Origin of the sequence: Alkalibacterium pelagium (assembly GCF_900109325.1) — a bacterium.
In the GTDB taxonomy this organism is placed as follows: domain Bacteria; phylum Bacillota; class Bacilli; order Lactobacillales; family Carnobacteriaceae_A; genus Alkalibacterium; species Alkalibacterium pelagium.
Genome location: NZ_FNZU01000003.1, coordinates 19340 through 42863 on the forward strand (window position 1 = coordinate 19340; position 23524 = coordinate 42863).

Annotated in this window: 17 protein-coding genes; 1 reads left to right on the forward strand and 16 read right to left on the reverse strand. The window is 39.3% G+C overall.

The genetic code is table 11. The annotated features are described in order from the left end of the window. Positions 1-89: 89 nt before the first annotated feature. Complete coding sequence (locus BMX79_RS03250; protein ID WP_091479079.1) at positions 90-419, reverse strand: four-helix bundle copper-binding protein; 330 nt, start codon at positions 417-419, stop codon at positions 90-92. Positions 420-570: 151 nt separating this feature from the next. Further along, a complete protein-coding gene (locus BMX79_RS03255; protein WP_177165386.1) occupies positions 571-3852 on the reverse strand; it encodes a DEAD/DEAH box helicase in 3282 nt (1093 codons plus the stop codon). A gap of 184 nt (positions 3853-4036) precedes the next feature. Between BMX79_RS03255 and BMX79_RS03260 the strand changes: the two genes are divergently transcribed. Then, positions 4037-4678 (forward strand): pentapeptide repeat-containing protein, encoded by a 642-nt coding sequence (locus BMX79_RS03260; protein ID WP_091479083.1) that lies wholly within the window; start codon positions 4037-4039, stop codon positions 4676-4678. A gap of 522 nt (positions 4679-5200) precedes the next feature. On the opposite strand, the gene BMX79_RS03265 is transcribed toward BMX79_RS03260, so the two are convergent. From BMX79_RS03265 to araA (BMX79_RS03330), 14 genes are all read right to left on the reverse strand, one after another. Further along, complete coding sequence (locus BMX79_RS03265) at positions 5201-6727, reverse strand: glycoside hydrolase family 43 protein (RefSeq protein WP_091479084.1); 1527 nt, start codon at positions 6725-6727, stop codon at positions 5201-5203. A 25-nt stretch (positions 6728-6752) separates the two neighbouring features. Beyond that, positions 6753-8030: a glycoside hydrolase family 27 protein gene (locus tag BMX79_RS03270; RefSeq protein WP_091479086.1), complete on the reverse strand. Its 1278-nt coding sequence runs from the start codon at positions 8028-8030 to the stop codon at positions 6753-6755. Then, positions 8027-10015, reverse strand: a complete 1989-nt coding sequence (locus tag BMX79_RS03275; RefSeq protein WP_091479087.1) for a glycoside hydrolase family 31 protein — start codon at positions 10013-10015, stop codon at positions 8027-8029. The genes BMX79_RS03270 and BMX79_RS03275 overlap by 4 nt, the downstream gene beginning before the upstream one ends. Before the next feature lie 33 nt (positions 10016-10048). Continuing rightward, entirely contained in the window at positions 10049-11992 is a 1944-nt protein-coding gene (locus BMX79_RS03280; RefSeq protein ID WP_091479088.1) for a glycoside hydrolase family 127 protein, read from the reverse strand. Between the two features lie 28 nt (positions 11993-12020). Next, on the reverse strand, positions 12021-12257 hold the full coding sequence (locus BMX79_RS03285) for a hypothetical protein (protein ID WP_091479089.1): 237 nt from the start codon (positions 12255-12257) through the stop codon (positions 12021-12023). Positions 12258-12395: 138 nt separating this feature from the next. Continuing rightward, a complete protein-coding gene (gene araA / locus BMX79_RS03290; RefSeq protein ID WP_091479090.1) occupies positions 12396-13820 on the reverse strand; it encodes an L-arabinose isomerase in 1425 nt (474 codons plus the stop codon). Between the two features lie 114 nt (positions 13821-13934). Beyond that, a complete protein-coding gene (locus tag BMX79_RS12785) occupies positions 13935-14537 on the reverse strand; it encodes a YesL family protein (protein ID WP_091479092.1) in 603 nt (200 codons plus the stop codon). Positions 14538-14552: 15 nt separating this feature from the next. Beyond that, complete coding sequence (locus tag BMX79_RS03300) at positions 14553-15464, reverse strand: carbohydrate ABC transporter permease (protein ID WP_091479093.1); 912 nt, start codon at positions 15462-15464, stop codon at positions 14553-14555. A gap of 12 nt (positions 15465-15476) precedes the next feature. Next, positions 15477-16445 (reverse strand): ABC transporter permease, encoded by a 969-nt coding sequence (locus BMX79_RS03305; RefSeq protein ID WP_246117709.1) that lies wholly within the window; start codon positions 16443-16445, stop codon positions 15477-15479. 90 nt (positions 16446-16535) lie between these two features. Beyond that, positions 16536-18134, reverse strand: coding sequence for a type 2 periplasmic-binding domain-containing protein (locus BMX79_RS03310; protein WP_091479095.1), 1599 nt, complete (start codon positions 18132-18134; stop codon positions 16536-16538). A gap of 552 nt (positions 18135-18686) precedes the next feature. Further along, positions 18687-20012 carry an ISL3 family transposase gene (locus tag BMX79_RS03315; RefSeq protein WP_091479096.1) on the reverse strand — a complete coding sequence of 442 codons (1326 nt, stop codon included), beginning with the start codon at positions 20010-20012 and terminating at the stop codon, positions 18687-18689. A 183-nt stretch (positions 20013-20195) separates the two neighbouring features. Further along, the gene (locus tag BMX79_RS03320) at positions 20196-20417 is read right to left on the reverse strand and encodes a hypothetical protein (protein ID WP_091479097.1); all 222 of its coding nucleotides are present in this window, start codon (positions 20415-20417) and stop codon (positions 20196-20198) included. A gap of 16 nt (positions 20418-20433) precedes the next feature. Further along, the gene (locus BMX79_RS03325) at positions 20434-22023 is read right to left on the reverse strand and encodes a xylulokinase (RefSeq protein WP_091479098.1); all 1590 of its coding nucleotides are present in this window, start codon (positions 22021-22023) and stop codon (positions 20434-20436) included. Between the two features lie 69 nt (positions 22024-22092). Further along, positions 22093-23517: an L-arabinose isomerase gene (gene araA, locus BMX79_RS03330; protein ID WP_091479102.1), complete on the reverse strand. Its 1425-nt coding sequence runs from the start codon at positions 23515-23517 to the stop codon at positions 22093-22095. Positions 23518-23524: the final 7 nt, after the last annotated feature.

The following is a 23524-nucleotide window of genomic DNA, read 5'->3' on the forward strand; positions in this document are numbered from 1 at the left end:
AAAAGTACTGATAAACTCAATTCCAAATAAAAAACCGGAGGAGACGAAAGCCTCATTATAGACTTTCTTCTACTCCGGTCATTAATCAGTTAGGCATTCACAAAACTTCTACATGCATCAGCACAGGTAAAGCAAGCTTTTGCACATTCCTGACAGTGGTCATGGTCGTGCTGCTCACATTCTTTTCCGCAGGCCTGACAGATCGTTCCACAAAGTGAAACCAGGTCGTTTCTCAAAGACCCTTCTCTTCCACTGAACGACAGAACCATCTGGCAGATATCTGCACACTCCCGGTCCAGACGGATACACTCTCTCATCATATCAAGGTGCTCTTCATTCAAACAGGCGTCAAAGCAATTATTACAAGCCTGCATGCACTCATATGTCGCATCCATCACTTTTTTTAATTTCTCATCCATCGTCTCCCCTCCTCCTGTATCAGTCGTATCATCGCTTCTCCTTAATTATACGAGCAGGAATCGGGGGCTTTCAAGCAATAGCCACTGAGTATGGTTTCTGAGTCCGGGCCAGCAGAATATCTATCCTTGCATGACTTTTTATCATATATAATCAATCTTCGAGCAGCGTCAGTACTTCTTCTGTGCTTAGACTGTTCAGTGTCTGAGTATTGCCTTTAGTAATAACTGAATCGATCAGTTCGCGTTTCTTCTCCTGAAGATCGTTGATGCGTTCTTCGATCGTTCCCGTTGTAATCAGACGAATGATCTGTACGGATTTCTTCTGACCGAACCGGTGCACCCGGTCAGCCGCCTGATCTTCGATTGCCGGATTCCACCAGGAGTCATAAAGAATGACGGTATCTCCACCTGTCAGGTTCAACCCTGTTCCACCAGCTTTAAGTGAAATCAGGAACAGGTCCTTTTCTCCAGTATTGAATCGGGTCGTCAAATGCAGACGGTCTTCATTTTTGGTCTGACCATCGAGGTAATGGTAATCCACATCTATGGCATCCAGACGCTCCCTAATGATTTTCAGCATGGATGTGAACTGAGAGAACAGGACAACACGTTTGCCGTTGGCCCGCGCCTCTTCAAGGTATTCCATCAGACGCTCCAGTTTAGAAGACGCCCCTTCGAAATTAGGCATGACTAGCCTTGGATCACAACAGATCTGTCTCAGTCTGGTCATACCTGCCAGCACTTTGATCCGGTTGGCATTCAGCTCATCCGTATCGATCAATGTCTTGATTTCCTGCTTGATTGCCGCATGCTGGGTTTGATACAGACGCTTCTGATTATCAGACAGTTCAATGTACTCTGTTGTTTCTGTCTTCTCAGGTAGATCGTCCAGCACATCCCGTTTCAATCGTCTTAAAATGAACGGCTTGATCTTTGCAGAAATTCTAGACTGGTCCATAGCCTGGAACGCTTTCCTGTTCTTGAACAGACCTGGCTGGATGATTGAAAACAGGGACCAGAGTTCTCCCAAATGGTTTTCAATCGGTGTTCCTGACAAAGCAATCTTGCTTTCAGCTTTCAGTTTCCTGACAGCCTGAGTCGTCTTGGCTGCACTGTTCTTGACAGTTTGTGATTCATCCAGAACGATCGTCTCAAATGTTTCGTCCTCGTACAGATCTGAATCTCTTTGAACAAGAGGATAACTTGTAATCCAGATTGGAATGTTTTTATTCAGCGCTTCCTGTTTTTTAGCTTCCCGTTCTTCCTTGGAGCCTGAAATGATGATCGTTTCTGTATCGGGCACAAAGTTCAGCCACTCGTGCTGCCAGTTGTAGACGACACTAGACGGGCAGATGATGAGATAGCGCCCTTGTTTTTCTTCATATTTGGACTGTAGAAAAGCAATCGTCTGGACAGTCTTTCCAAGTCCCATGTCATCCGCCAGCACTCCTCCGAACCCATAATGATCTAGGCTTTTCAGCCACTTGAATCCAGTGACCTGATACGGTCGCATGTTAGCTTTCAGACCAGCTGGCAAATCAAAGTCCAGTGTTTCCGGACTCAACAGCTGCTCCACAAGTGACTTGAAGCGTCTTCCGGTATTTATAGTTTCCTCATCTAATGCGGACAGCCCCTGGAAGACAGAAACAGTCATATCAGTCTCAAACTCATCATCATCAATATCCAGTGATTCTTTAGCCCGTTTCATAGCCTGAAACGCAGGGTCTTTCAGATTCACCAGCTGACCGCTTGACAGTCTATAAAACGGCTGATTTTTTTCAAGGTCCTTCAACAGGGCCTGCAGTTCATTTGAAGGAATATCTTCAGTTTCGAAACTGATATCCAGTAGATTGGATGACTCCCTCATTTCCATCGTGACTCTCGGCTGTCTTTTCGGACTGTAAATCAGACGGCGGGCAGACTGAGACAGGAAGATTTCCATGTTTTCAGCAAGTTCCGGAAGTGAATCATACAGAAATCCGCTGATGGTATCCGTTTCAGTCAGCTTCCACATGCCCTGCTGACGGGCAACTGAAGGGACATGAGTATACAGCAGATTCAGAACATCTGATTCCTTCTTCCATTCCCTGACGAGGATCGTTTCTTCTACAGTAGACTCAGACTCTTCTAATGGATAGAGAGTCGTCTGTCCGTAAGAGTATACCGGACGAATCAGCAGTGACTGACCTTCAGTATCGATATATAGTTGAGGCTCTAATTCTGCCTGATAGATCAGTTGTCGGACGGCCTCGTCCATATCGACCTGTATGACTTCCTTGAGCTGTGACAATGTAACGGACAGGAAAGTTTCAATTTCAGACCGGCGCATGACCAGCGTATAGGAACCGGAACTCTTCAGTCCCTCAAAAATACTGTGAATCAGCTCATATGAAGGAGATGACAGAAGGTAGAAAACTTGCTTGTACTCAATCATCTTACCTTTGTCGTGGAAATGAAAGTCTTCAACTGTCAGTGACGTATCTGCAAGAGAAAAGTGGAATAAATTATCTTTCTTTTCAAATTTGAATGTCAGATCAAGATCTTCAATGCCTTCTTTTACCCGAAGCGTATCTCCGCGATCGATCTGAGTCAGCTGACGAGGTGGTCTTCCAAAACGCACAAATGCACCCATAGTGTTTTCCAGCAGTCGGATCAATTCTTTGATGTATAAAGCGGGAATTGAGAAACTTTCCCGATTCGACATCTGGCTTTCATATCCTACAGGTGTCAGAGATGAAATAATATCCTGAATATCCTTCAGTTTTTCAAAGACATATCGATCTTCCGCCAGTAAGGCATACTCGCTGGAATCAAATGTAAAGTTCTTCCCAAATTCAATCGCTTCTCCACTGATGATATCATCAATGACCCGTGCTGTATTTTTAACAATATATAAGTAATCCTTGCCGATTTTGAAAAAAAGATCGTAAATAGGATTAGCCGAAGTCCCGCTCACATTTAAGATATATTCGACATATACCGGCTGTTTATATAAGGAGTCAGTTTGTCTGGCAATTTCCTGCTTGGATAAATGGAGCAGTTCATTGACTGCCTTTTCACTTTTCTTATAAGAAAACATAGGCTGGGTCTTACTCCCTGAGCTGGCAGGTGTCTCATTTTTAGCTGTGAGATCATTAGCATCCAGATCATTCAAGTGGAACATGGCCGCGACCACATGCTTACAGGCACCCGAATTCTTTTCAAATGGTTTACACGTGCAATGATATTTTCTAGCCACACCATTCGGATAAAAGCGCAAGTGTACGGTTTCTAACTGACGGTCTTCAACATTAAACTGAACAGTGTGATTCTTGGTGTCCACTTTCAGATTCTTGACTGCTCTGTTCTTATATACTTCCTTGCCTTGAAGAAATGTCGAGTAGTTGCTGGCTAAAGAAGTGATCGTCATTTCTGGAAAAGCCTGTTTTTTCATCGATTCAGTCATCCCTTTTCAACTGTAGTTGCTTATGTCTGTTTATCCGTTTAAAATCTTCATCTATCCATTATACCAAACATTTCGCATTTATTGGACATAATAAAGCAATCAAGTGGTATAATCGAGTGAAGAATCTGCAATCGCTTCACTACATCCCTATATTTATTAAGGAGAATTGCTCATGTCAGTAAAAATTAAACGTCCATCACTTCCTGATAATCTGCCCATCATTAACTTTTCGGAAATCTTTGATCCGGAAGATCCCTATATTGAACAGGCAGAAATTGCTGATTGCGTCATCACTTTGTCCGATACACGACTAATCGAATTCAAAGGTGTGCGGTTCAGAAATGTCCAGTTCGATCAGCTGACCATAAATAATGCTTACTTCAAAGATGTAGAATTTATCAAATGTGAATGCATCAATGCCGAACTGACTGAAACAAGCCTTAAACAAGTATCATTCAATCAATGTAGACTAAACGGCATGCTTTTCACTGACAGCTTCCTTGAAGATGTCTCGTTTACTGATTGTATCATGCATCTATCAAGTATAGGCTTCTCAAAAGTCAAATCTGTATTATTTGACCAATGCAAGTTAAATGAAATGGACTTCCTTGAGTGTTCTTTAAAGCAAACCCGGTTCGAATCCTGTGACTTGAATCGGGCAAAGTTCAGCCATACCTCATTGAATACCATCGATTTGAGTTCATCAGAGTTTGACGCCATTGCGGTATCTATAGACGACATTAAAGGTGCCATAGTAAACGAATCTCAGGCTCTCGGTTTCCTGGAGATGCTTCAGCTTAAGATTAAAGACTAGACTGCGTATGATGTAGGTGATTTGATTTCCAAAATATGGGATATCCTAAGTTAGCTTTTCATTATAGACTCCCTCTTTTGCCCACTCGTTGACTTAAACTCTTTGAGCGGGTTATAATCCTTCATTTACTTACCACTCAGTTGAATGTTTTCGGCGAGTGGTCCATAATACCTAAACCTTTGCCCACTCATTAGCGTATATTCTGCGAGTGGGCATTAATTTCAAATTTATTACCCACTCTTTGAGCATTTTCCGGTGAGTGGGCAATAATTTAAATTATAATACCGCTTATTGTTCTTATCTACCACTAGTTAATTTTCCGTTCATCTCCCAGCTGTCCTTATGACTTAAGTTGTAACACTCATCATGATGAGTGTTTTCCTTTTAAAATTATTGCCATTTAGAAAAGTCAAAAAGACACACCCCCTGTCAGCACCCACCGACTAGGTTAACGAGTGTGTCTCTTTTGCTGCTGTTGACTTGTTCAATCGTTTAGTTTAGATCACTATATTACGTAATGAATCAGTGCTTGACGAGAGTCAATGAAGTAAAGTCAGCGTGTCCGCGGTCTTCTCTATCAGTCACAGCGTAAATTCCCATTGTACAACCGACGAATCCGCCTGCTACCTTTGTGCTCAAATAGTGGATGTCTACATTTTCTGCGATGACAAGTGTTTCACCATTGATCACAGTTGATGCGCTGACTGTCTGACCTTCTCCTGTAAGCGACAGCTGAAGAGTGCTGTCAGTTATGTCCTTGGACCCGACAACTGTTTCTTCTCCATCGATTAAAGTTAAGAATCTGACTGTTTTAACGCCATCCAGATAGCTGACTGTCAGACGAATCGAATACTGGTCATTCTGCAGAACGACTAGTCCCGCTTCTTCTCCTTCTTTCAGTGCTTCATCCATTTCTACACTTAAAGTGTAGTCCATAGTTGACTGACGCAGGCCGATATAGGTTGGTGTATCTATTTCCTGAATCGTCACAGTTGACGGATAAAGTCTTAACCATCCTTTTCTGCTCTCTCTGTCGTAATTATCCCAGTTAGGATTTCTCAAATGAACAAAAGCGGAATCTTCCTTGGTCAGATCAAAGGCTTCCTGAGTTTCAACCGGGACTAGTGGCAGTCCGTGCTCCTGCGTGTCCATAAGACGTCCTTCTCCAGGGTTGATGACTGGCCAGCCGTCTTCCCATTGAACTCTTGCCAGGAAGGTTTCACGTCCTAAGTTGTCATAGCCGTTGAACTGTCTGCTCGCCAGTAGAGTAATGAACCACTCTCCATTTGACGCTTCGACCAGATCGCCGTGACCGACATTATGAATAGGATACTGATTCCCTAAGTGGCGATGGGTCAGAATCGGGTTATTCTTATTGCCGATATATGGGCCATCGATAGATTCACTGCGTGCAATCGTGATCGCATGGTTGAATCCCGTGCCTCCTTCGGCAATCATCAGGTAGTACAGTCCATCCTTTTTATAGATATGCGGACCTTCAGGCCAGATTGCATCTCTCAGTGCACCTTTCCAAAGTTTAGTGCTTACGCCCACTAGAGACATGGTTTCGAGATCCAGCTCCTGAAGCCAGACTTCCCAGTCCCCGTTATAAGTTGCGCCGCGAGGGTTTTCTCTCGTGCCGACATAGTAGCATCTGCCGTCCTCATCGAAGAACAGGCTTGGATCAATTCCGGGTGCGTTGTCTATAAAGTATGGATCGGACCAGTCTCCTGCTGGGTCATCAGTCTTAACCAGGAAGTTTCCGCCGTTAGTCACGTTAGTTGTAATCATATAAAATGTGCCGTCGTAGTATCTGATGGACGGTGCAAAAATTCCTTGTGAATGAGCTGCACCAAGCAGGTTCAGCTGCTCTTTTCTATCCAGGACATTACCGATCTGTTTCCAGTTGACCAGGTCTTTACTTTGATAAATCGGTACACCCGGAAAATAGGCGAATGTGGAAGTGACTAGATAAAAATCTTCTCCCACCGCACAAACGGATGGGTCTGGAGCAAAACCTTCAATAATTGGGTTGTTAAACTTCTGCATAAAATGCTCCTTTTACTATTGTTCATTAATTTGACAACTCAATGAGCTTTACATCATGTTTCTGTATAGCAAAGTGAATATCTTCTGCTTCCAAATATTCTTTGTTAAATATATCCTTAGCCTTTTTATATGTTGTCTCATTAAGTTTATTTAAAGAGTATTGGACCTTTTTGTCAGAGTCATTAAGGTTAAAAACTGCAATCCACGTTTTATCTTTCGCTTTCGATTTCCAGATAACTATATCGTTTTGCCTCATGACTTGTTCAGGATTCTCCCCATTACGGTGCATTTCTATTAGTGTTTTATTTTTCAGTAAATTTAGAGTAGCTGAATCCATATCAGTCATTTCTCCACCAAAAAATAGAGGTGACTTGAACAGCGACCATAGTGTCATCATTGTCCTTTGCTCTGCCAAGGTAAATCGACTGGTTCTATTACTACCGCCTCCATCAACAGAACGAATGCCAATATGTCCCATAGGAAGCATATCGCAATCAGGCCAATTCCCTTTCCGCACAAAGGGAGCCCACTTTTGACACCTATCAAACATATCATATAACTGATGCCAATTATCCCAGTAATCATCCGTTAGACGCCACATATTTGCATTCTTTTGTAAAAAAGCGCCATGTTCAAGTGAAGCTGGACCAGGGGATAAGCTCAATACAATGTCATATCTCGATTCGTCTATTGCTTCACGCAGCATAGTTATTTCGTCCAAATGGCCTCCATACAGTTTTGAATCTGCAATATCATCTACTTTAAGAAAATCAACTCCCCAGGATCCGAATAAATCAATAAGAGATCTATAATAGTCTTTTGCTCCAGGTTTACTCGTATCAACACCATACATATCAGTATTCCATGGACATATAGAGTTCGGTTTTGCTATATCTCTTGCTGTATGATCTGATCCTAAAATTGATGTGTTGTTATGGACAGCCTGTCTCGGTATACCTCTCATGTAATGAATACCAAATTTCAACCCTAACGAATGAATAAAATCTCCCAAAGGTTTAAACCCTGCTCCATTAGCTGCCGAGGGAAAGCGATTCGCTGCTGGAATCAATCTCGAGAATTCATCCATTTCCAAATCTGCATATGCATGATACATGCTCGAGTTTGCAGTTGGTTCATACCATTGAATATCTACAACAACATACTCATAACCTGCATCATTTAAATTATCTTTCATATAAATTGCATTTTGCTTTACTTCTTCTTCAGTGACGGAAGCACCGTAACAATCCCAGCTATTCCATCCTTTAGGTGGTGTTTGAGCTAAACTTCTGAAATACTTCATCTATCATTACTCCTTAAGTGATTAAGTGTCAGTTCGCTATTAAGATTTATCATTATAGGTAGCTTATCTATTGGAGCATCTATCTCGATCGACTGTCCTCCAATATACTGCTGCTTTGTCCAAAAATCCTCCCATTTTGTGCCTTTCGGAAGATATATATTTCTTTTCCTAGCTTTATACTCTAATACTGGTGCAATAAGCAGAGAACTTCCAAACATAAACTGGTTATCAACCTCCCAAGCGTCAGGATCGTCTGGAAATTCATAAAAGAGTGGTCTCATTGGAGGAGTTCCCTTGTTATGAGCTTTTAGCATTATTTCTTTTATATATAGTTTAAGACTCTCTCTTAAACTAATATAATATTTGAAAATATTGTATGCTTCCTCACCATAACTCCATATTTCATTTTCTGCTCCACTGTGACATAGTCCACCACCTGACTCACCTATCGGAGGTTTAGATGGTAGTCTATCTCCGTGCATTCTCAGTACAGGACAAAACGTTGCATACTGGAACCACCTAATCATTAATTCCTTAAACTCAGAATCATGTATATTTCCTCCATGAAAACCACCAATATCGGTCGTCCACCAGGGAATTCCTGCTATTCCCATACTAAGCCCGGCCTTAACCTGATGGTTTAATGATTGAAATGTGGATGGAATATCACCGGACCAGACTAGAGCACCATATCTCTGACTTCCAGCCCAAGCAGCCCTAACTAAATTGATGATATTAGTTTGCCCTTCCTTCCTCATTCCGTCATAAAAGGTTTTACTATAGCAAAGAGGATACATGTTTCCGGTCTTCTTGCTAGGACCCGATTCAAAACGATAAATATCATGATCATATACGCTGAACTCAGGTTCAGCTTCATCTAGCCAAAACGTCTTTATACCATAATCATAGTAATTAGCTTTTATCTTTTCCCATAAATATTTCCTAGCATCAGCATTTGTAGCATCAAATATTTCTGTTTGTCCCAGAAACTGAAATTGGGTTCGAACCCCTCTATCTGTTTTCACAAGAAATCCTTTTTCAACCATCTCATGATAGTTTAAACTAGTAGACTCAACTGTAGGCCAAACCGAGATCATCGTTTCAATTCCCATATTCTCTAATTCTGTAATCATAGCTAAGGGGTCCGGCCAGTAAGTTTCATCAAAGCACCAGTCTCCTTGATTAGGCCAATGAAAAAAGTCGATTACGATCACTGATAAAGGAACCTGTTCATCTTTATATTTCCTTGCGATTCCTAGTAGCTCCTCCTGATTTTGATATCTTAATTTGCTTTGCCAAAGTCCCATTGCATATTCAGGCATCATCGGGACTTTTCCGGTTACTTCTGCATAACTTTCTTCAATCTGAGCTGGAGTATCTCCTGCTGTTATCCAGTAGTCGATTTGATTGGAACACTCAGCAGTAAATTCTGTCACGTTAAGATTGAAACTAGCCTTACCAATTGAAGGATTATTCCATAACATGCCATAGCCAAGATTAGATAGAAAAAAAGGGATACTTATTTGGCTGTTTCGATGAGTCAGCTCTACCATACAACCCTTCAAGTTAAAGAAATCATGCTGGTATTGCCCCATTCCAAAAATCTTCTCATTCGGTTGAGTTTCTAGTCTCATACTAATCGTATAATCCGATGACCCTACATTCGGAATTATCTGACGGCCTCCGTATTTCAGCTGATAAGTATACTCAGATTCTTTAAGTAAGATCTCTCCTTTATGATTCCTTATAGTAATATGACCAGATAAATTGACAGTCACATTAATTTTTCCATTAACAATAAATGCCTCCTCTTTATTAATTTGGATATCAGTGTCTTCTTCTAATATATTTAGTAACGCACTTTCTTCATTTGAAAACTCAGTGTATCCAGCGCGTATTCTAAAAGAATTTTTACCCCATGGTTCAATCAACAGTTTTTCCTTATCATAAAACCAGTATAATTTATTATTTTCTTTTTTAAACATACGGTCACGTACTCTCTTAAATGATCTTGAATATTATTTTTTATTAATCCAAACTATCATTTCTCCTTTGGAGCGATTTGCCCACAAATGGTAAGGAATAAAGATCACTTCTTGTTTTTTAGAATCAAGTTTTAATTCAGATTGATACAGAAAGTTTTTCCATGAGGCATCTTTCAATCGTCTTTCCGCTTTTCCTTTTAGAACAACAAAGTCTCCCAGAATTGAATCAGTTTTTTCTTCTGGGCTTGCCATATCTACTAAACTCAGAAGGTGTAGTTCACTTCCATTGTCCTCCTCTTCAAGGCAATAAACAAAAGGTCCCCTTTGAACTGCAACTTTATCAAGATTATTTTTAACAGATGGGTGAGATCTCCATTCGAGGACAGGTAATTCAAAGTTAATCTCAATTGTCTGGTCCGAGTCTATATCTATTGAAAGGTATCCCTCTTCTTCCTGATATACAATGTCAGTATTATTAAGTTCATAATTTTTAATCCAGGCTGGAAGACGAAGCATTAATCTGAATCGTTTGGAAACATCGGAGACCTTAACTTTTGTATAACCATTATATGGCAGATCAGTAGTCATACTGACAGACACCGTTTGATTATTCATATCAAACGATCCTATAAAATCTTGATACATATGAATGTAAAGATTTTCGTCTACTACGTCAGAGATATAATGGTTTAAAGAAGTCAATGTACGTGCAACATTAGGCGGACAGCAGGCACAGCCGAACCATGATGGCCGAGTGGGTTTGACATGGCTTTTTCCAGGATCATTTTTGCTTGCTTTAGGATCAACTTCAAGTGGATTAACATAAAAGAAATGTTTTCCATCTAATGCCATCCCACTGATTATGTTATTGTAAAGAGTCCTTTCCATAATTTCTGCGTACTCAACATCAATTTCATTTTTCATCATTGCTTTAGCAAAAAACAATAAACCAATTGATGCACATGTTTCACAATACATGGTGTCATTTGGTAAATCATAATCAAAAGTAAAAGCTTCTCCATGGACTGTCGAACCAATGCCACCAGTAATATACAGACGTTTTTTAACAATGTTGTCCCAGATTTTTCTGGCAGCAGCAAACATTTTTTCATCATTATGAATCGAAGCGACCTCTGCCATTGCAGCTGCCATATAGACTAACCTGACAGCATGACCGACAGCTTCTTCCTGATCAAGTACAGGTTGATGAGCCTGGTGATACTTCGTGTTAATATGTGGAATGGGCCCTGTACTTAAACCTTTTTTCTTATTATCAATTAACTGTTTTGTATAGAAATCAGGATCCTGTCCTCTGATTTTTAAAAACCATGAGCTCAAATCAACATATTCTTTCTTACCAGTTACTTCATAAAGTTTCACTAATGCTAGTTCAATTTCCTGGTGTCCATCTGCTCCGTTTATTTTTCCTTCTTCCGGTCCAAAGTGTTCAGAAATACAGTTAACAAATTTTTCTGAAACATTAATTAATTTTTTGCTGCCAGTAGCTTTAAAATGAGCTACAGAGGCTTCAATCAAATGACCTGCACAATAAAGTTCATGGCTTTCAAACAGTCGTTTAAATCTCAAATCGGGTCTTTCAATTTGGTAATAGGTGCTGAGGTACCCATCTTCGTCCTGAGCCTCTTCAATTAGTTGAGCCACCTCATTCATCATGTCTAATAAATTGTCATCTGGATTTAATGCATAACTATTGGCTGCTGATTCCAGCCATTTATACACATCGGAATCCTGAAATAACCAGCCATAGTGATTCCCTTTTTTTTGTCCTGCAGCTATTTTGAGATTCTCAATTGCATTACTTTTTTCAGAGGGAATACCATGATCATCTCTCTCTTTATCAATTGAAATACCTGCTCTATCATGTAGCACATCCCATTGGTATGGTATCATTTCTTTTCTTATCAGTTTGGTGTATTTAGTCCAAAACTGATCCGTAATGACTATTTCTGACTTCATTTATGATTGCCTCCATATATGCATGTTGTTAGTCCTTTTTCTGATCTGAATTAATACTCTTTTTCAAATCATCTACTTTGTCCACATTAAACTTTTCAAAATCTTCTGGTCGTGATTCCTTCTCCTTGTTGCTCTCGTTTCTATTTAGCTCATCTGTCTCGCTCTTATTACTTGTGGCTTCTTTCTCATCCTGTTCTGGCTCGATATGTGTTGGACGGCTGGCATGATGTGGACTGGAATTACCGTGTGTTGGATCATTCTGCATTGTTTCTCCTTCTTTCTATATCTTTTTTATAGAAATCATTTTTTAAAGGTCCTTTATTATTTAACGAGTATCAAAACGACTTTGAATAGGCAATAAAAATAAATAAGAGACACCCTTTTCGAGCCTCTCCTATTTACTTTAATCGATTAAAACAGTTTCCAGATCAACCATGTTGGCCCAATCCAAAATCACTTCTTTATCCAATGCCAACGTAGCGACTGTATGGTGACCACCACCGTTTTCGATCCATTGTCTGATGCTGGTCTTGAAGTCAGGATTCGGTTTCCATATCACTCGGGCGACAGGCAGATGAGGCGCATCTTCCTGCGGCATCACCGCTTCAAATGAGTTGACCATCAGACGATAATGCGTCCCTAAGTCCAGCATGGAGATTGTGAAGCCTTCTCCTGCTTTTCCATCGAAGACCAGACGTGCCGGATCTTCCTTATCCCCGATCCCCAAGGGATTGACTATCACTCTCGGTTTGGTTTCGGCGAAAGTTGGATCCACCTCCAGCATATGGGACTGCACAATATACTCTTCCCCTTTTACGAAGTTGTAAGTGTAATCTTCCATGAATCCAGTAGACACATTATTCGTCATGACTTTGACCAGGCGGTCAAGCGCCGCTGTTTTCCAGTCCCCTTCTCCTGCGAAACCGTATCCTTCCGCATTCAGACGCTGAACAGCCATACCCGGCAACTGGTTCATGCCATGCAAGTCTTCAAAATTCGTTGTAAAGGCGGTATAGCCACCTTTTTTCAGGAACCGTTTCAAGCCGATTTCGATTCTGATCTGTTCTTTCACTTGTTTCTCATAAAAATCAGCGTCATTTTCTCCCGGATCCATGTCATATAATGACTGACACTCGTTATAAACGGACTGGATTTCATCATCAGAGACTTGATCCATTTCAGCCACAAGGTCACCAATGCCGTAATAATCCACTGTCCATCCGAATTGAATCGCCGCTTCCACTTTGTCCCCTTCGGTGACCGCTACGTTACGCATATTATCTCCGAAACGGGCAACTTTGATGTGCTGGGATTCCGCATAACCTACAGCCGAAAGCATCCAGTTATTTATCTCTGAGTGGACCTCGGGATCCTGATAGTGTCCGACCACTACTTTATTCTTGATGTTCAAACGGGCATTGATAAAGCCATATTCCCGGTCTCCGTGTGCACTCTGGTTCAGGTTCATGAAGTCCATATCAATAGTGCTCCACGGCACTTCATTGTTATACTGCGTAGATAAATGCAGTAACGGTTTCTGAAGCAGCTTCGTCCCGGGGATCCACATTTTTGCGGGTGAGAAAGTATGCATCCAAGTGATGACACCTGCGACTTGATCTTTATAGTTGACCTCCTTGATGACATCCTTGATTTCATCAGCAGTAGTGACAAGCGCTTTGAAGACTAGAGGATATGACAGTTCAGCTTCTTTGTTCAGCGTCTCGACAATCTCCTCAGCGTGCGCTTTCACTTCATTCAGGGCTTCTGGTCCATATAAATGCTGGCTCCCCACTACAAACCAGAATTCCTTTTCACTCGTTTTTATCATTCTGACACGTCCTTAATTTATCATCATTTAAAAAATCTTTTGTTGAGATATATTATATTCATATTTTCATAGTAAAAATCTACAGATATATGCACTTGATGAAAATATAAATTTCTAAAAAAACAACACAGTTTTAATTAGTATTCTAAAGGTAATGTAAGTATATATGGATAACCCAAATACCGGAATAAACCCAGGAAATGTATAATATAAGCCAAATAGAAAAATAAGACTTAGCAGTAAAAGAATGGATTGTAATGGTTTACCAATAATCAGTACCAGACACTTTAAAACGTATTCTTTCAAGTTCCCTTTAAAATGAACGTATACTGGAAAGATATAGATAGTAAAGAGCAGGAGAATGACTGTAAATATCATTAACACTACTGACAAGATGTCACTAATTAAACCAAAGTGATAAACATCAAGAAGCCTTGAGTCAACGTATATAAATATCCAAATAAAAGCTAGAATTGACAGTTTATTTGCTTTGAAAAACTCTTTTTTATAGACTTTCTTAAATAATATCCATGACGTTTCTTCATAATATCCATACTTCATTTTCTGCCTAACACATGAGTAAAGTGCAATAGTAGATGGGAATATTCCCAATATAATCCCACCTTTGAGAGCAAATATTACCCAGTATATATTTAACAGAAACAGATCCAGACCTATTTCTCCAAGAGCATTATACTTTTTTAAAAAATTATCCATGTTAACCCCTCTATTTTAACCTTTTATCGATCCGATCATTACACCTTTTTCAAAGTACTTCTGCAGGAATGGATAAACAGCAAGAATAGGCAAGGTTGAAACTATGATCACAGCATATTTTATTTGTTCAGCATACTGTTGAGCATATCCCCCTATATCTCCTCCACCTGCACCTGCTCCTCCCTGGAATGCCTGATTAGATATTAAAATGTCCCTTAAAACAATCTGAAGGGGTTGTTTGCTGTAATCCCTAATGAAAATCAGACCAGTGAAGAAATTATTCCAATGCTGAACCAGATAGTATAAACCAATAACAGATATCAAAGCTTTAGAAAGAGGCAGTGCAACCTTCAAAAAGAACTGAAAATGTGTACATCCATCAAGTTCGGCGGCTTCATATAAACTATTTGGTATTGAATGTTCAAAAAATGTCCGTGCAATAATCAAGTTAAATACATTTAAAGCTGTAGGTATAACGAATACCCATCTGGAATCAATCAGACCCAAATCTCTGAAGAGTAAATAGGTAGGTATAATCCCTCCGTTAAAGAACATTGTGAAGGCAAAAAAGAAAGTTAAGAAATTTCTTCCTCTCATATCTTTTCTGGAGAGTGCATAAGCTGCAGGAAGTGTCACCAGCAAGTTAATAAATGTTCCACCTATTGTGTATATCATTGTATTCATGTACCCGATCCAGATTCTTGTATCTTGAAATATTTGCTCGTAACCATATAAGCTGAATCCTCTAGGGAATAAAGTCACTAATCCTCTAGTAACTAGCCGAGAATCACTTACTGAAGCAATTATTACGAAATAGATCGGATAAGCTATAATAATAAAAACCATTAGGCTCAAAACAGCTACCAGAAAATCAAAAAGTATATCTGCAGTAGATGTTTTAGAAAAGTATTTTTTTATAGCAGTCATCATCTCACCCTTTTAAAACAGACTTGTTTTAGCTACTTTTTTAGATATATAGTTTGCCAGCAGTAAGAATCCAAAATTTATCAGTGTATTGAATAATCCAATAGCTGTAGCATAACTGAATTGGTTCTGAATAATACCGATCTTGTAAACATAAGTTGATATAACTTCTGCAACAGGCAAATTTAAAGGATTTTGCATAAGGAATATTTTCTCAAAACCTGCATTTAATATCCCCCCCATATTAAGTATGAATAATATGATCATTGTTGGAACTAGCGATGGTATTTCAACGTGTCTGACTAACTGCCACCTATTAGCTCCGTCCATTCTAGCTGACTCATAGAGCTGGGGATCAACGTTAGATAGTGCTGCCAGATATATGATGCTATTCCATCCAGCTCTTTGCCATATTTCAGAAATTACATAGGTAGGAACAAAAAATCGTGTACTTCCTAAAAAGTCTCTCCTTGGAAATCCTAGCATATCAGCAAAATGATTTAGGATTCCGGACTGGGGTGACAGAAACACAGTAAGCATACCGACCATTACTACTATAGAAATAAAATGTGGAAGGTAGACTGTAGTCTGCATAATAGATTTAGCTCTTTTATGTTTAATCTGATTGATTAGAAGAGCCAATAATACAGGTGCAATAAACCCAACTACCATAGTAGTTGCACTGATTCTAATTGTATTGATCATCAGTGTACTGAACATTCTGCTGTCAAAAAACTGATTAAAGTACTGCATTCCTACAAATTCTCCACCGGTAATTCCTTCTGTAGGAACAAATCGTCTAAAGGCTAATTGTAATCCATACATCGGAATATAGTTAAAAATCAATATTACTAGAAATCCCGGTAAAATCATTAACCACAACTGATAATTTTTTCTGATTTCTTTTAAGAATCCATTTTGCGTTTTAGAGTCTGTAGTTTTGTTTTTAGTTTTCTTAGCAGATTTCGTTTCGTTTTTTGCCAAATTCAACTTGTTCACCTCAATTCATGAAGTATTTAGGATTATAATAAAGTGTATAAAGAAGCTACTTAGGGTAGCTTCTTTATTTTCCTGTTATTCACCTAACTGTTCGTAAGCTTCCTGCATGATTTCAATATTTTCAGGAAGTCCGGAGTTTTCCATCATCTCAACATAACTATCCCATTGTGCTTCAACTCCACCTTCAGTGACCCACTGACCAAAATATGTCATTGCAGTATTCATGATCTCAGCATTATTTACTGATAGAATATTGCTGTCATCTGTTGTGTATTTCAAGAATGAAACAGGAAGTACATCATTATCTCTATCAATATTATCAATAGTATCTTCTAACGGCTCCAACTGTTCCAAAGTTGCCTGCATATCCACACCAAGTTCTAAATCTAAATCATCTCTAATATACATAGGACCGTTATCAGCCCATGTGGACGTCCATTTCCATGTTCCCGGATCCATTGTTTCTTCTTCAGGCGGGAGAACTGAATAAGAGCCGTCACCATGATCTTCTATATTAGTACCTAAGTCTCCAAATAGTATCTGCATGCTGGTTACTTCGTCATAGAGCTGATCAGTGAATCTTAATGCAGCATCTATGTTCTCGGTATTTGCAGATACCTGAACCATATTCGTATTGTAATTCAGTACATAATGATCAAAAGACCAAGAAGGATCTGCATCGTAATCATCAGAAACTCTTAAAGGTGGCATAGAAACATATTGATCAGCTAACTCTGTACCAAATCTATCTTCTGCTTCCCATCCATAAGTATAACCGACAGTTGCATACTCTCCATCTCCACGTCCCAATGATTGAAAAGCAACATATTCTTGTGTAAATACTTCAGGATTAAGAAGTTGATCTGCATATAGAGAATTCATAAATACCATAAATTCTCTGTAGCGTTCATCAACGAAGAAATTTTTAACTTCTCCATCTTCAAGGAAATATCCTTGCCCTCCCCCATTTACTGGAGTTAAACCAGTGCTGGCGAGCAGTACAGTAGGATGGAAGAAGCCAAACCCTCCAGTTCCTACAGGAGCATAATCAAATGGTATTTCATCATTAGCATCACCACTCCCGTTAGCATCATTATCTCTGAAGGCAGTCAACACCTCATGTAATTCATCCCAAGTAGTTGGAACTTCTAGTCCTAAATTATCAAGCCAAGTCTGGTTAATATATTGTTTAGTAGCAGATTCAGGCCAGAATCTTTGATATTTTGATAAACCAAATATTTCTCCATCAAGTGTAGTTGCCATATCTCTCGCTACAGGTTTTTCCCCTAATAATGCGCTTACATTTGGCATTTGATCTAAATACTGATTAAAGTCTACAAACATACCTTTAAACTGCTGATGTTGCGCATCAGTTACTGCATTAGGTCCCACGATTATATCAGGTATGTCTCCCGCAGATAACATTGGTCCAATTTGCTGATCCCAATCCGCTGTAACAGTTTCCCAATTGACATCTACTCCAGCTGCTTGCTCAGCATCTTCCAACCATTGCATATCATTAATATCTTTAGTTAAGGGGTGTGCTAAAAATATGCCTGTTAATTGAACGATTTCGTCACCATTCTCATCTGTGGTCGCAGCATTGTTATTGTTATTACAAGCTGTCAATATTAATCCGGATAACAGAAGTGAACTTAGAATATACTTTTTCATGCTAATTCCTCCATTATTTATATTTTAACAATTGGTACGAACATCTGCCCTCCAAAACAGATTGACATCGCTTACATTTAAGTATTTTTGATAGGTTTATTGTATCACCTCTTATTTGTACGGTCAAGTTATTCTTTAATAATCTCTACTTTTTTTTTAGCTATTATAATCTTCAGATAAATATCCTTTTGTATCAATCTTTATAGTTATTTTATCAAATATAGTCATCAAATCTATCATTATGTTTCTTCTATATATTTCTATTAGTGTGCTCCAAAGAGAATGATAACTTATAGGTACGGACCATCTTTTTTTAATTATGTACATAGCATACTATTAATATATATCCAACACACACAATCACTTAACCAACACGAAATAATTTATAAGATTCCTTCATCAACGATTCGTACCGTATTTTACTGGCTATATTCTGAAAAACTACTATATTATCGAATGGAAAGTATAAAAAAACGGTTCTACGTCAAATGACGTTGGTAAAGAATAATAAGTAAACTAAGAGAGTTTATATAGGGTGTATAGTATGGTGGCCTAGGCCACCATACTATACACTTCTTTTTGTGCATGCTCACGTTGAGATGCTTTTAAAGAAAAGTGAATGATGATTCTATTCTTGTAGTTGGCGAAGTTCCTGTAGCCGTAGGCCACACGATTAAGAACCTTAATCTTGTTATTGATTCCTTCGATTTTTCCGTTGTTGTAGGGGTATTTAAACGTATTTTTAATAAACGGAAGATGCTTACGTAGTGTTCTCAAGCTGGTCTTCATATACGAGGATAAATTTGAAACGTCAGATCGGTCCAATATACAACTCAATTGATTATAATCGTTCATTCCTACTGCTTGAATAATCTGCTGATAGACATCATATGTAGCTTTTAGTTCACTATCATAGGCCAACATTTCAGAGACAATTGCCGACTCCAGGCGCTGTCCGAATAGCTTGTAGCGCTGATACTTAGTGTAAGAGAGATCCGTTTCTTTCTTGAGTATTTTTTTCCAGAAGTGCTTCAATCTACGATATTTCTTCTGATCTTCTCCATTTGACGTATTAAACTGATTCATGATCTTTACTCGTGTTTTGTTCATGGACCGATTGACGAGCTGAACGATATGGAACCGGTCGATGATAATCTCTGCCTTAGGAAAAAGCCGAGGAATAAAGCTGACATAGCTTGCATTCATATCTACAGTAATGGTCTTTACTTTCTCTCTTTGCTCCAAGCTGTAATGAGATATAAAGTGATTACTGACTGAGCGACTGTGTTTAGTAGGCAGAATATCAAGAATGTGGCCGTTTTGGACATCAATGTATTCGAATGCCATTCGCCCACTGGCGTATTTAAATTCGTCAAAAGACAAATGTGACGGCAATGTATGATAATGAGGTCTGTACTGCTTACTTTCCTGGTTTATAGTCCTTTGGACTGTGGCTTCAGACACGTTCGCCTCTTTAGCTATATCTTTAACAGAACAGGCTTCTGAGGATTTAGTCAAAATCTTAGCCTTAATGAAGGTGGATATAAAACAATGCTCTTTAACAATCGGGGTTTTTGCAGTGAAACTTGACCCAAAGGCTTTACACATGAACCGCTGCTTTCTTATACGTAAATACGTTGGTCGAATACCGCTCATTGGAAAAGTCACACGAGAGGACTGTGTCCCATTTTTATAGATACTGTAATCATTGTTCGGAGCATGACACTTCTCGCATTCGGCTGGTGTATAGCTTAGAGTACAATCGATATATTTAACTTTTCGCCCTTTCAAAACACCGTAGGTGACACAATCATCTTTAAATATGAGATTTTTATCTTGAATATCGAGCACTTTTTGCATATCATTTGAAGTAGGCAAGTGAGTTCCTCCTTAGGTGATGTTTTCGTCGACTATTATTCTACAGGAGAACTCACTTGTTTTCTAATATCTAAAAAAATGACGTTAGTGAGTTAATCTCACCAACGTCATTTATTGTACAACCAAAAAAACAGACGCAGTCAGAAGAATTCACATTTCTGACTGCACCTATTATATAATGGACTATTCCTTGTCTTTCTTAGTTTTCTTTAGTTCGTCTACTTTATCCACGTCAAATTTTTCGTAGTCTTCTGGAGTACTTTCATCTTCGACAATTTCTTCCTGTTTGTCACTGGATTCTTGTTCAGCTGCATCAGAATATTTATTCTCTTTATTTGCGGCTTCTTGATGTGCTGGATGGTTTACTGCACTGTTGCTATCCCCTTGAGTTGGATCGTTTTGCATCATGTATCCTCCTTATTTACTTAAGATAATTAATAGCTGTTTTTTCAATTTCAAGCATGTTAATATATCGATCCATAAACCGGTTAAATGACTCTATACCTTTTTTTTCTGGATCTAAAGTAATGATATCCAGCTGACTAAATACTTTCTTTTCTAAATAGTTTTCCAATGATTGATTGTCATTTTTGTCAATTAAATAGGATGCAAGCAAAGCCATTCCCCATGGTCCACCTTCACCAGCACTTTCCATAACTGACACTGGTACAGTTAAAGCATTAGACATCATCTGTTGACCGACTTTTTCTGTTTTAAAGAAGCCTCCGTGACCCAGTAACTGATCAACTGTCACATTTTCTTTTTGAGTTAAAATATCCATGCCCATTTTTAGTGTCGCTAAGGCTGAATAAATATGCGTACGCATAAAGTTTGCGAGTGACAGAGTACTGTCAGGCATCTGAAGAAACATTGGTCTACCCTCTTCAAAGCCAGTGATTGGTTCTCCAGAATAATAATTACAGCTCATTAGTTGACCGTTATCTTCATCAGCATTTAAAGCTGCATTAAATAGGGTTGTAAATAACTTTTCATCAGAGACATTCAGTCCTAAAGAGCTGATCAGCTCTTTAAAAAGTCTAGCCCATGCATTGATATCTGTAGTGAAATTGTTACAATGTACCATAGCTGCCGGTTTACCAGTTGGTGTTGTAACCATATCTATTTCTGTATAATAATCTGACAAGGCTTCTTCAAGAACAATCATAGAAAATACTGAGGTTCCAGCAGATACATTCCCAGTTCGTTCAGCTACCGCATTAGTCGCCACCATTCCGGTACCGGCGTCACCTTCTGGAGGACATAATACAGAACCACTTTTTAATCTTCCGCTAGGATCAATGAGTTTTGCCCCGTCGATAGTAAGTTGACCAGCTGCTTCTCCAGCACTTAACACTTCTGGAAGAATACCTAATAAACTCCATTCTTTATCTACATCAGCTGTTTTATTTTCATAGAGCTTTACCAATGACTGATTATAATTTACGATTTGACTATCTATCGGAAACATTCCAGCTGCTTCTCCAACTCCTATTACTTTCTTCCCTGTCAATTTCCAATGAACATATCCAGCCAAAGTTGTAAGGAATGTAATATCCTTAACGTGCTCTTCCTTATTTAATATAGCCTGGTGCAGATGAGCAATACTCCATCTTTGGGGGATATTAAAAGAAAATAAATTAGTCAATTGTTGAGCTGCTTCTTCTGTAGTAGTATTTCTCCATGTACGAAATGGAGTTAGTAAATTTTCATCCTTATCAAAAGGAAGATAGCCATGCATCATACCAGAAAAACCAATTGAATCAATTTTAGATAGGGGTTCTCCAAATGCAACTTCATATTTATTAGAAAGCTCTTTGTAAGCTATCTGTAATCCACTCCACACATCATCTAGTGAGTATGTCCAGTAACCATCAATAAGTTTATTTTCCCATTCAAAAGATCCACTCGAAATTTGGTTAAAGTTTTCATTTATCAAAACTGCTTTTATACGAGTAGAGCCAAATTCAATACCCAACACTTTTTGCTTAGGCAAAACAACGTTCTGTTCCATATTATCATCCTTTTTTCAAATGTATTAACCAAATAGGAGACACTCAAGCGTGAGCCTCTCCTATTTACTTTAATCGATTAAAACAGTTTCCAGATCAACCATGTTGGCCCAATCCAAAATCACTTCTTTATCCAGTGCCAACGTAGCGACTGTATGGTGACCACCACCGTTTTCGATCCATTGTCTGATGCTGGTCTTGAAGTCAGGATTTGGCTTCCATATCACTCGGGCGACAGGCAGATGAGGCGCATCTTCCTGCGGCGTCACCGCTTCAAATGAGTTGACCATCAGACGATAATGCGTCCCTAAGTCCAGCATGGAGATTGTGAAGCCTTCTCCTGCTTTTCCATCGAAGACTAGACGTGCCGGATCTTCCTTATCCCCTATTCCGAGAGGATTAACTACCACTTTAGGTTTTGTTTCGGCGAAAGTCGGATCCACCTCCAGCATATGGGATTGAACAATATACTCTTCCCCTTTTACAAAGTTGTAGGTGTAATCCTCCATGAATCCAGTAGACACATTATTCGTCATGACTTTGACCAGGCGGTCAAGCGCCGCTGTTTTCCAGTCCCCTTCTCCTGCGAAACCGTATCCTTGCGCATTCAGACGCTGAACAGCCATACCCGGCAACTGGTTCATGCCATGCAAGTCTTCAAAATTCGTTGTAAAGGCTGTATAGCCACCTTTTTTCAGGAACCGTTTCAAGCCGATTTCGATTCTGATCTGTTCTTTCACTTGTTTCTCATAAAAATCAGCGTCATTTTCTCCCGGATCCATGTCATATAATGACTGACACTCGTCATAAACGGACTGGATTTCATCATCAGAGACTTGATCCATTTCAGCCACAAGGTCCCCGATGCCGTAATAGTCCACTGTCCATCCGAATTGAATCGCAGCCTCCACTTTGTCCCCTTCGGTGACCGCTACGTTGCGCATATTATCTCCGAAACGGGCAACTTTTATGTGCTGGGATTCCGCATAACCTACAGCCGAAAGCATCCAGTTATTTATTTCTGAGTGGACCTCAGAATCCCGATAGTGTCCGACCACTACTTTATTCTTGATGTTCAAACGGGCATTGATAAAGCCATATTCCCGGTCTCCGTGTGCACTCTGGTTCAGGTTCATGAAGTCCATATCGATAGTGCTCCAAGGCACTTCACTGTTATATTGCGTAGATAAATGCAGTAACGGTTTCTGAAGTATCTTGGTTCCAGGTATCCACATTTTTGCGGGTGAGAAAGTATGCATCCAAGTGATGACACCTGCAACTTCATCTTTGTAGTTGACCTCTTTGATGACATCTTTAATTTCATCAGCAGTGGTCACAAGTGCCTTGAAAACTAAAGGATATGACAAATCCGCTTCTTTGTTCAGCGTCTCGACAATCTCCTCAGCGTGCGCTTTCACTTCATTCAGGGCTTCTGGTCCATATAAATGCTGGCTACCTACTACAAACCAGAATTCTCTTTGACTCGTTTTAATCATTCTGACA

What these genes read in the sequence shown, in the direction of transcription:
- BMX79_RS03250 (WP_091479079.1), bottom strand. Translation starts at nt 419, where the DNA reads ATGGATGAGAAATTAAAAAAAGTGATGGATGCGACATATGAGTGCATG.
- BMX79_RS03255 (WP_177165386.1), bottom strand. Translation starts at nt 3,852, where the DNA reads ATGAAAAAACAGGCTTTTCCAGAAATGACGATCACTTCTTTAGCCAGC.
- BMX79_RS03260 (WP_091479083.1), top strand. Translation starts at nt 4,037, where the DNA reads ATGTCAGTAAAAATTAAACGTCCATCACTTCCTGATAATCTGCCCATC.
- BMX79_RS03265 (WP_091479084.1), bottom strand. Translation starts at nt 6,727, where the DNA reads ATGCAGAAGTTTAACAACCCAATTATTGAAGGTTTTGCTCCAGACCCA.
- BMX79_RS03270 (WP_091479086.1), bottom strand. Translation starts at nt 8,030, where the DNA reads ATGAAGTATTTCAGAAGTTTAGCTCAAACACCACCTAAAGGATGGAAT.
- BMX79_RS03275 (WP_091479087.1), bottom strand. Translation starts at nt 10,015, where the DNA reads ATGTTTAAAAAAGAAAATAATAAATTATACTGGTTTTATGATAAGGAA.
- BMX79_RS03280 (WP_091479088.1), bottom strand. Translation starts at nt 11,992, where the DNA reads ATGAAGTCAGAAATAGTCATTACGGATCAGTTTTGGACTAAATACACC.
- BMX79_RS03285 (WP_091479089.1), bottom strand. Translation starts at nt 12,257, where the DNA reads ATGCAGAATGATCCAACACACGGTAATTCCAGTCCACATCATGCCAGC.
- araA (WP_091479090.1), bottom strand. Translation starts at nt 13,820, where the DNA reads ATGATAAAAACGAGTGAAAAGGAATTCTGGTTTGTAGTGGGGAGCCAG.
- BMX79_RS12785 (WP_091479092.1), bottom strand. Translation starts at nt 14,537, where the DNA reads ATGGATAATTTTTTAAAAAAGTATAATGCTCTTGGAGAAATAGGTCTG.
- BMX79_RS03300 (WP_091479093.1), bottom strand. Translation starts at nt 15,464, where the DNA reads ATGACTGCTATAAAAAAATACTTTTCTAAAACATCTACTGCAGATATA.
- BMX79_RS03310 (WP_091479095.1), bottom strand. Translation starts at nt 18,134, where the DNA reads ATGAAAAAGTATATTCTAAGTTCACTTCTGTTATCCGGATTAATATTG.
- BMX79_RS03320 (WP_091479097.1), bottom strand. Translation starts at nt 20,417, where the DNA reads ATGCAAAACGATCCAACTCAAGGGGATAGCAACAGTGCAGTAAACCAT.
- BMX79_RS03325 (WP_091479098.1), bottom strand. Translation starts at nt 22,023, where the DNA reads ATGGAACAGAACGTTGTTTTGCCTAAGCAAAAAGTGTTGGGTATTGAA.
- araA (WP_091479102.1), bottom strand. Translation starts at nt 23,517, where the DNA reads ATGATTAAAACGAGTCAAAGAGAATTCTGGTTTGTAGTAGGTAGCCAG.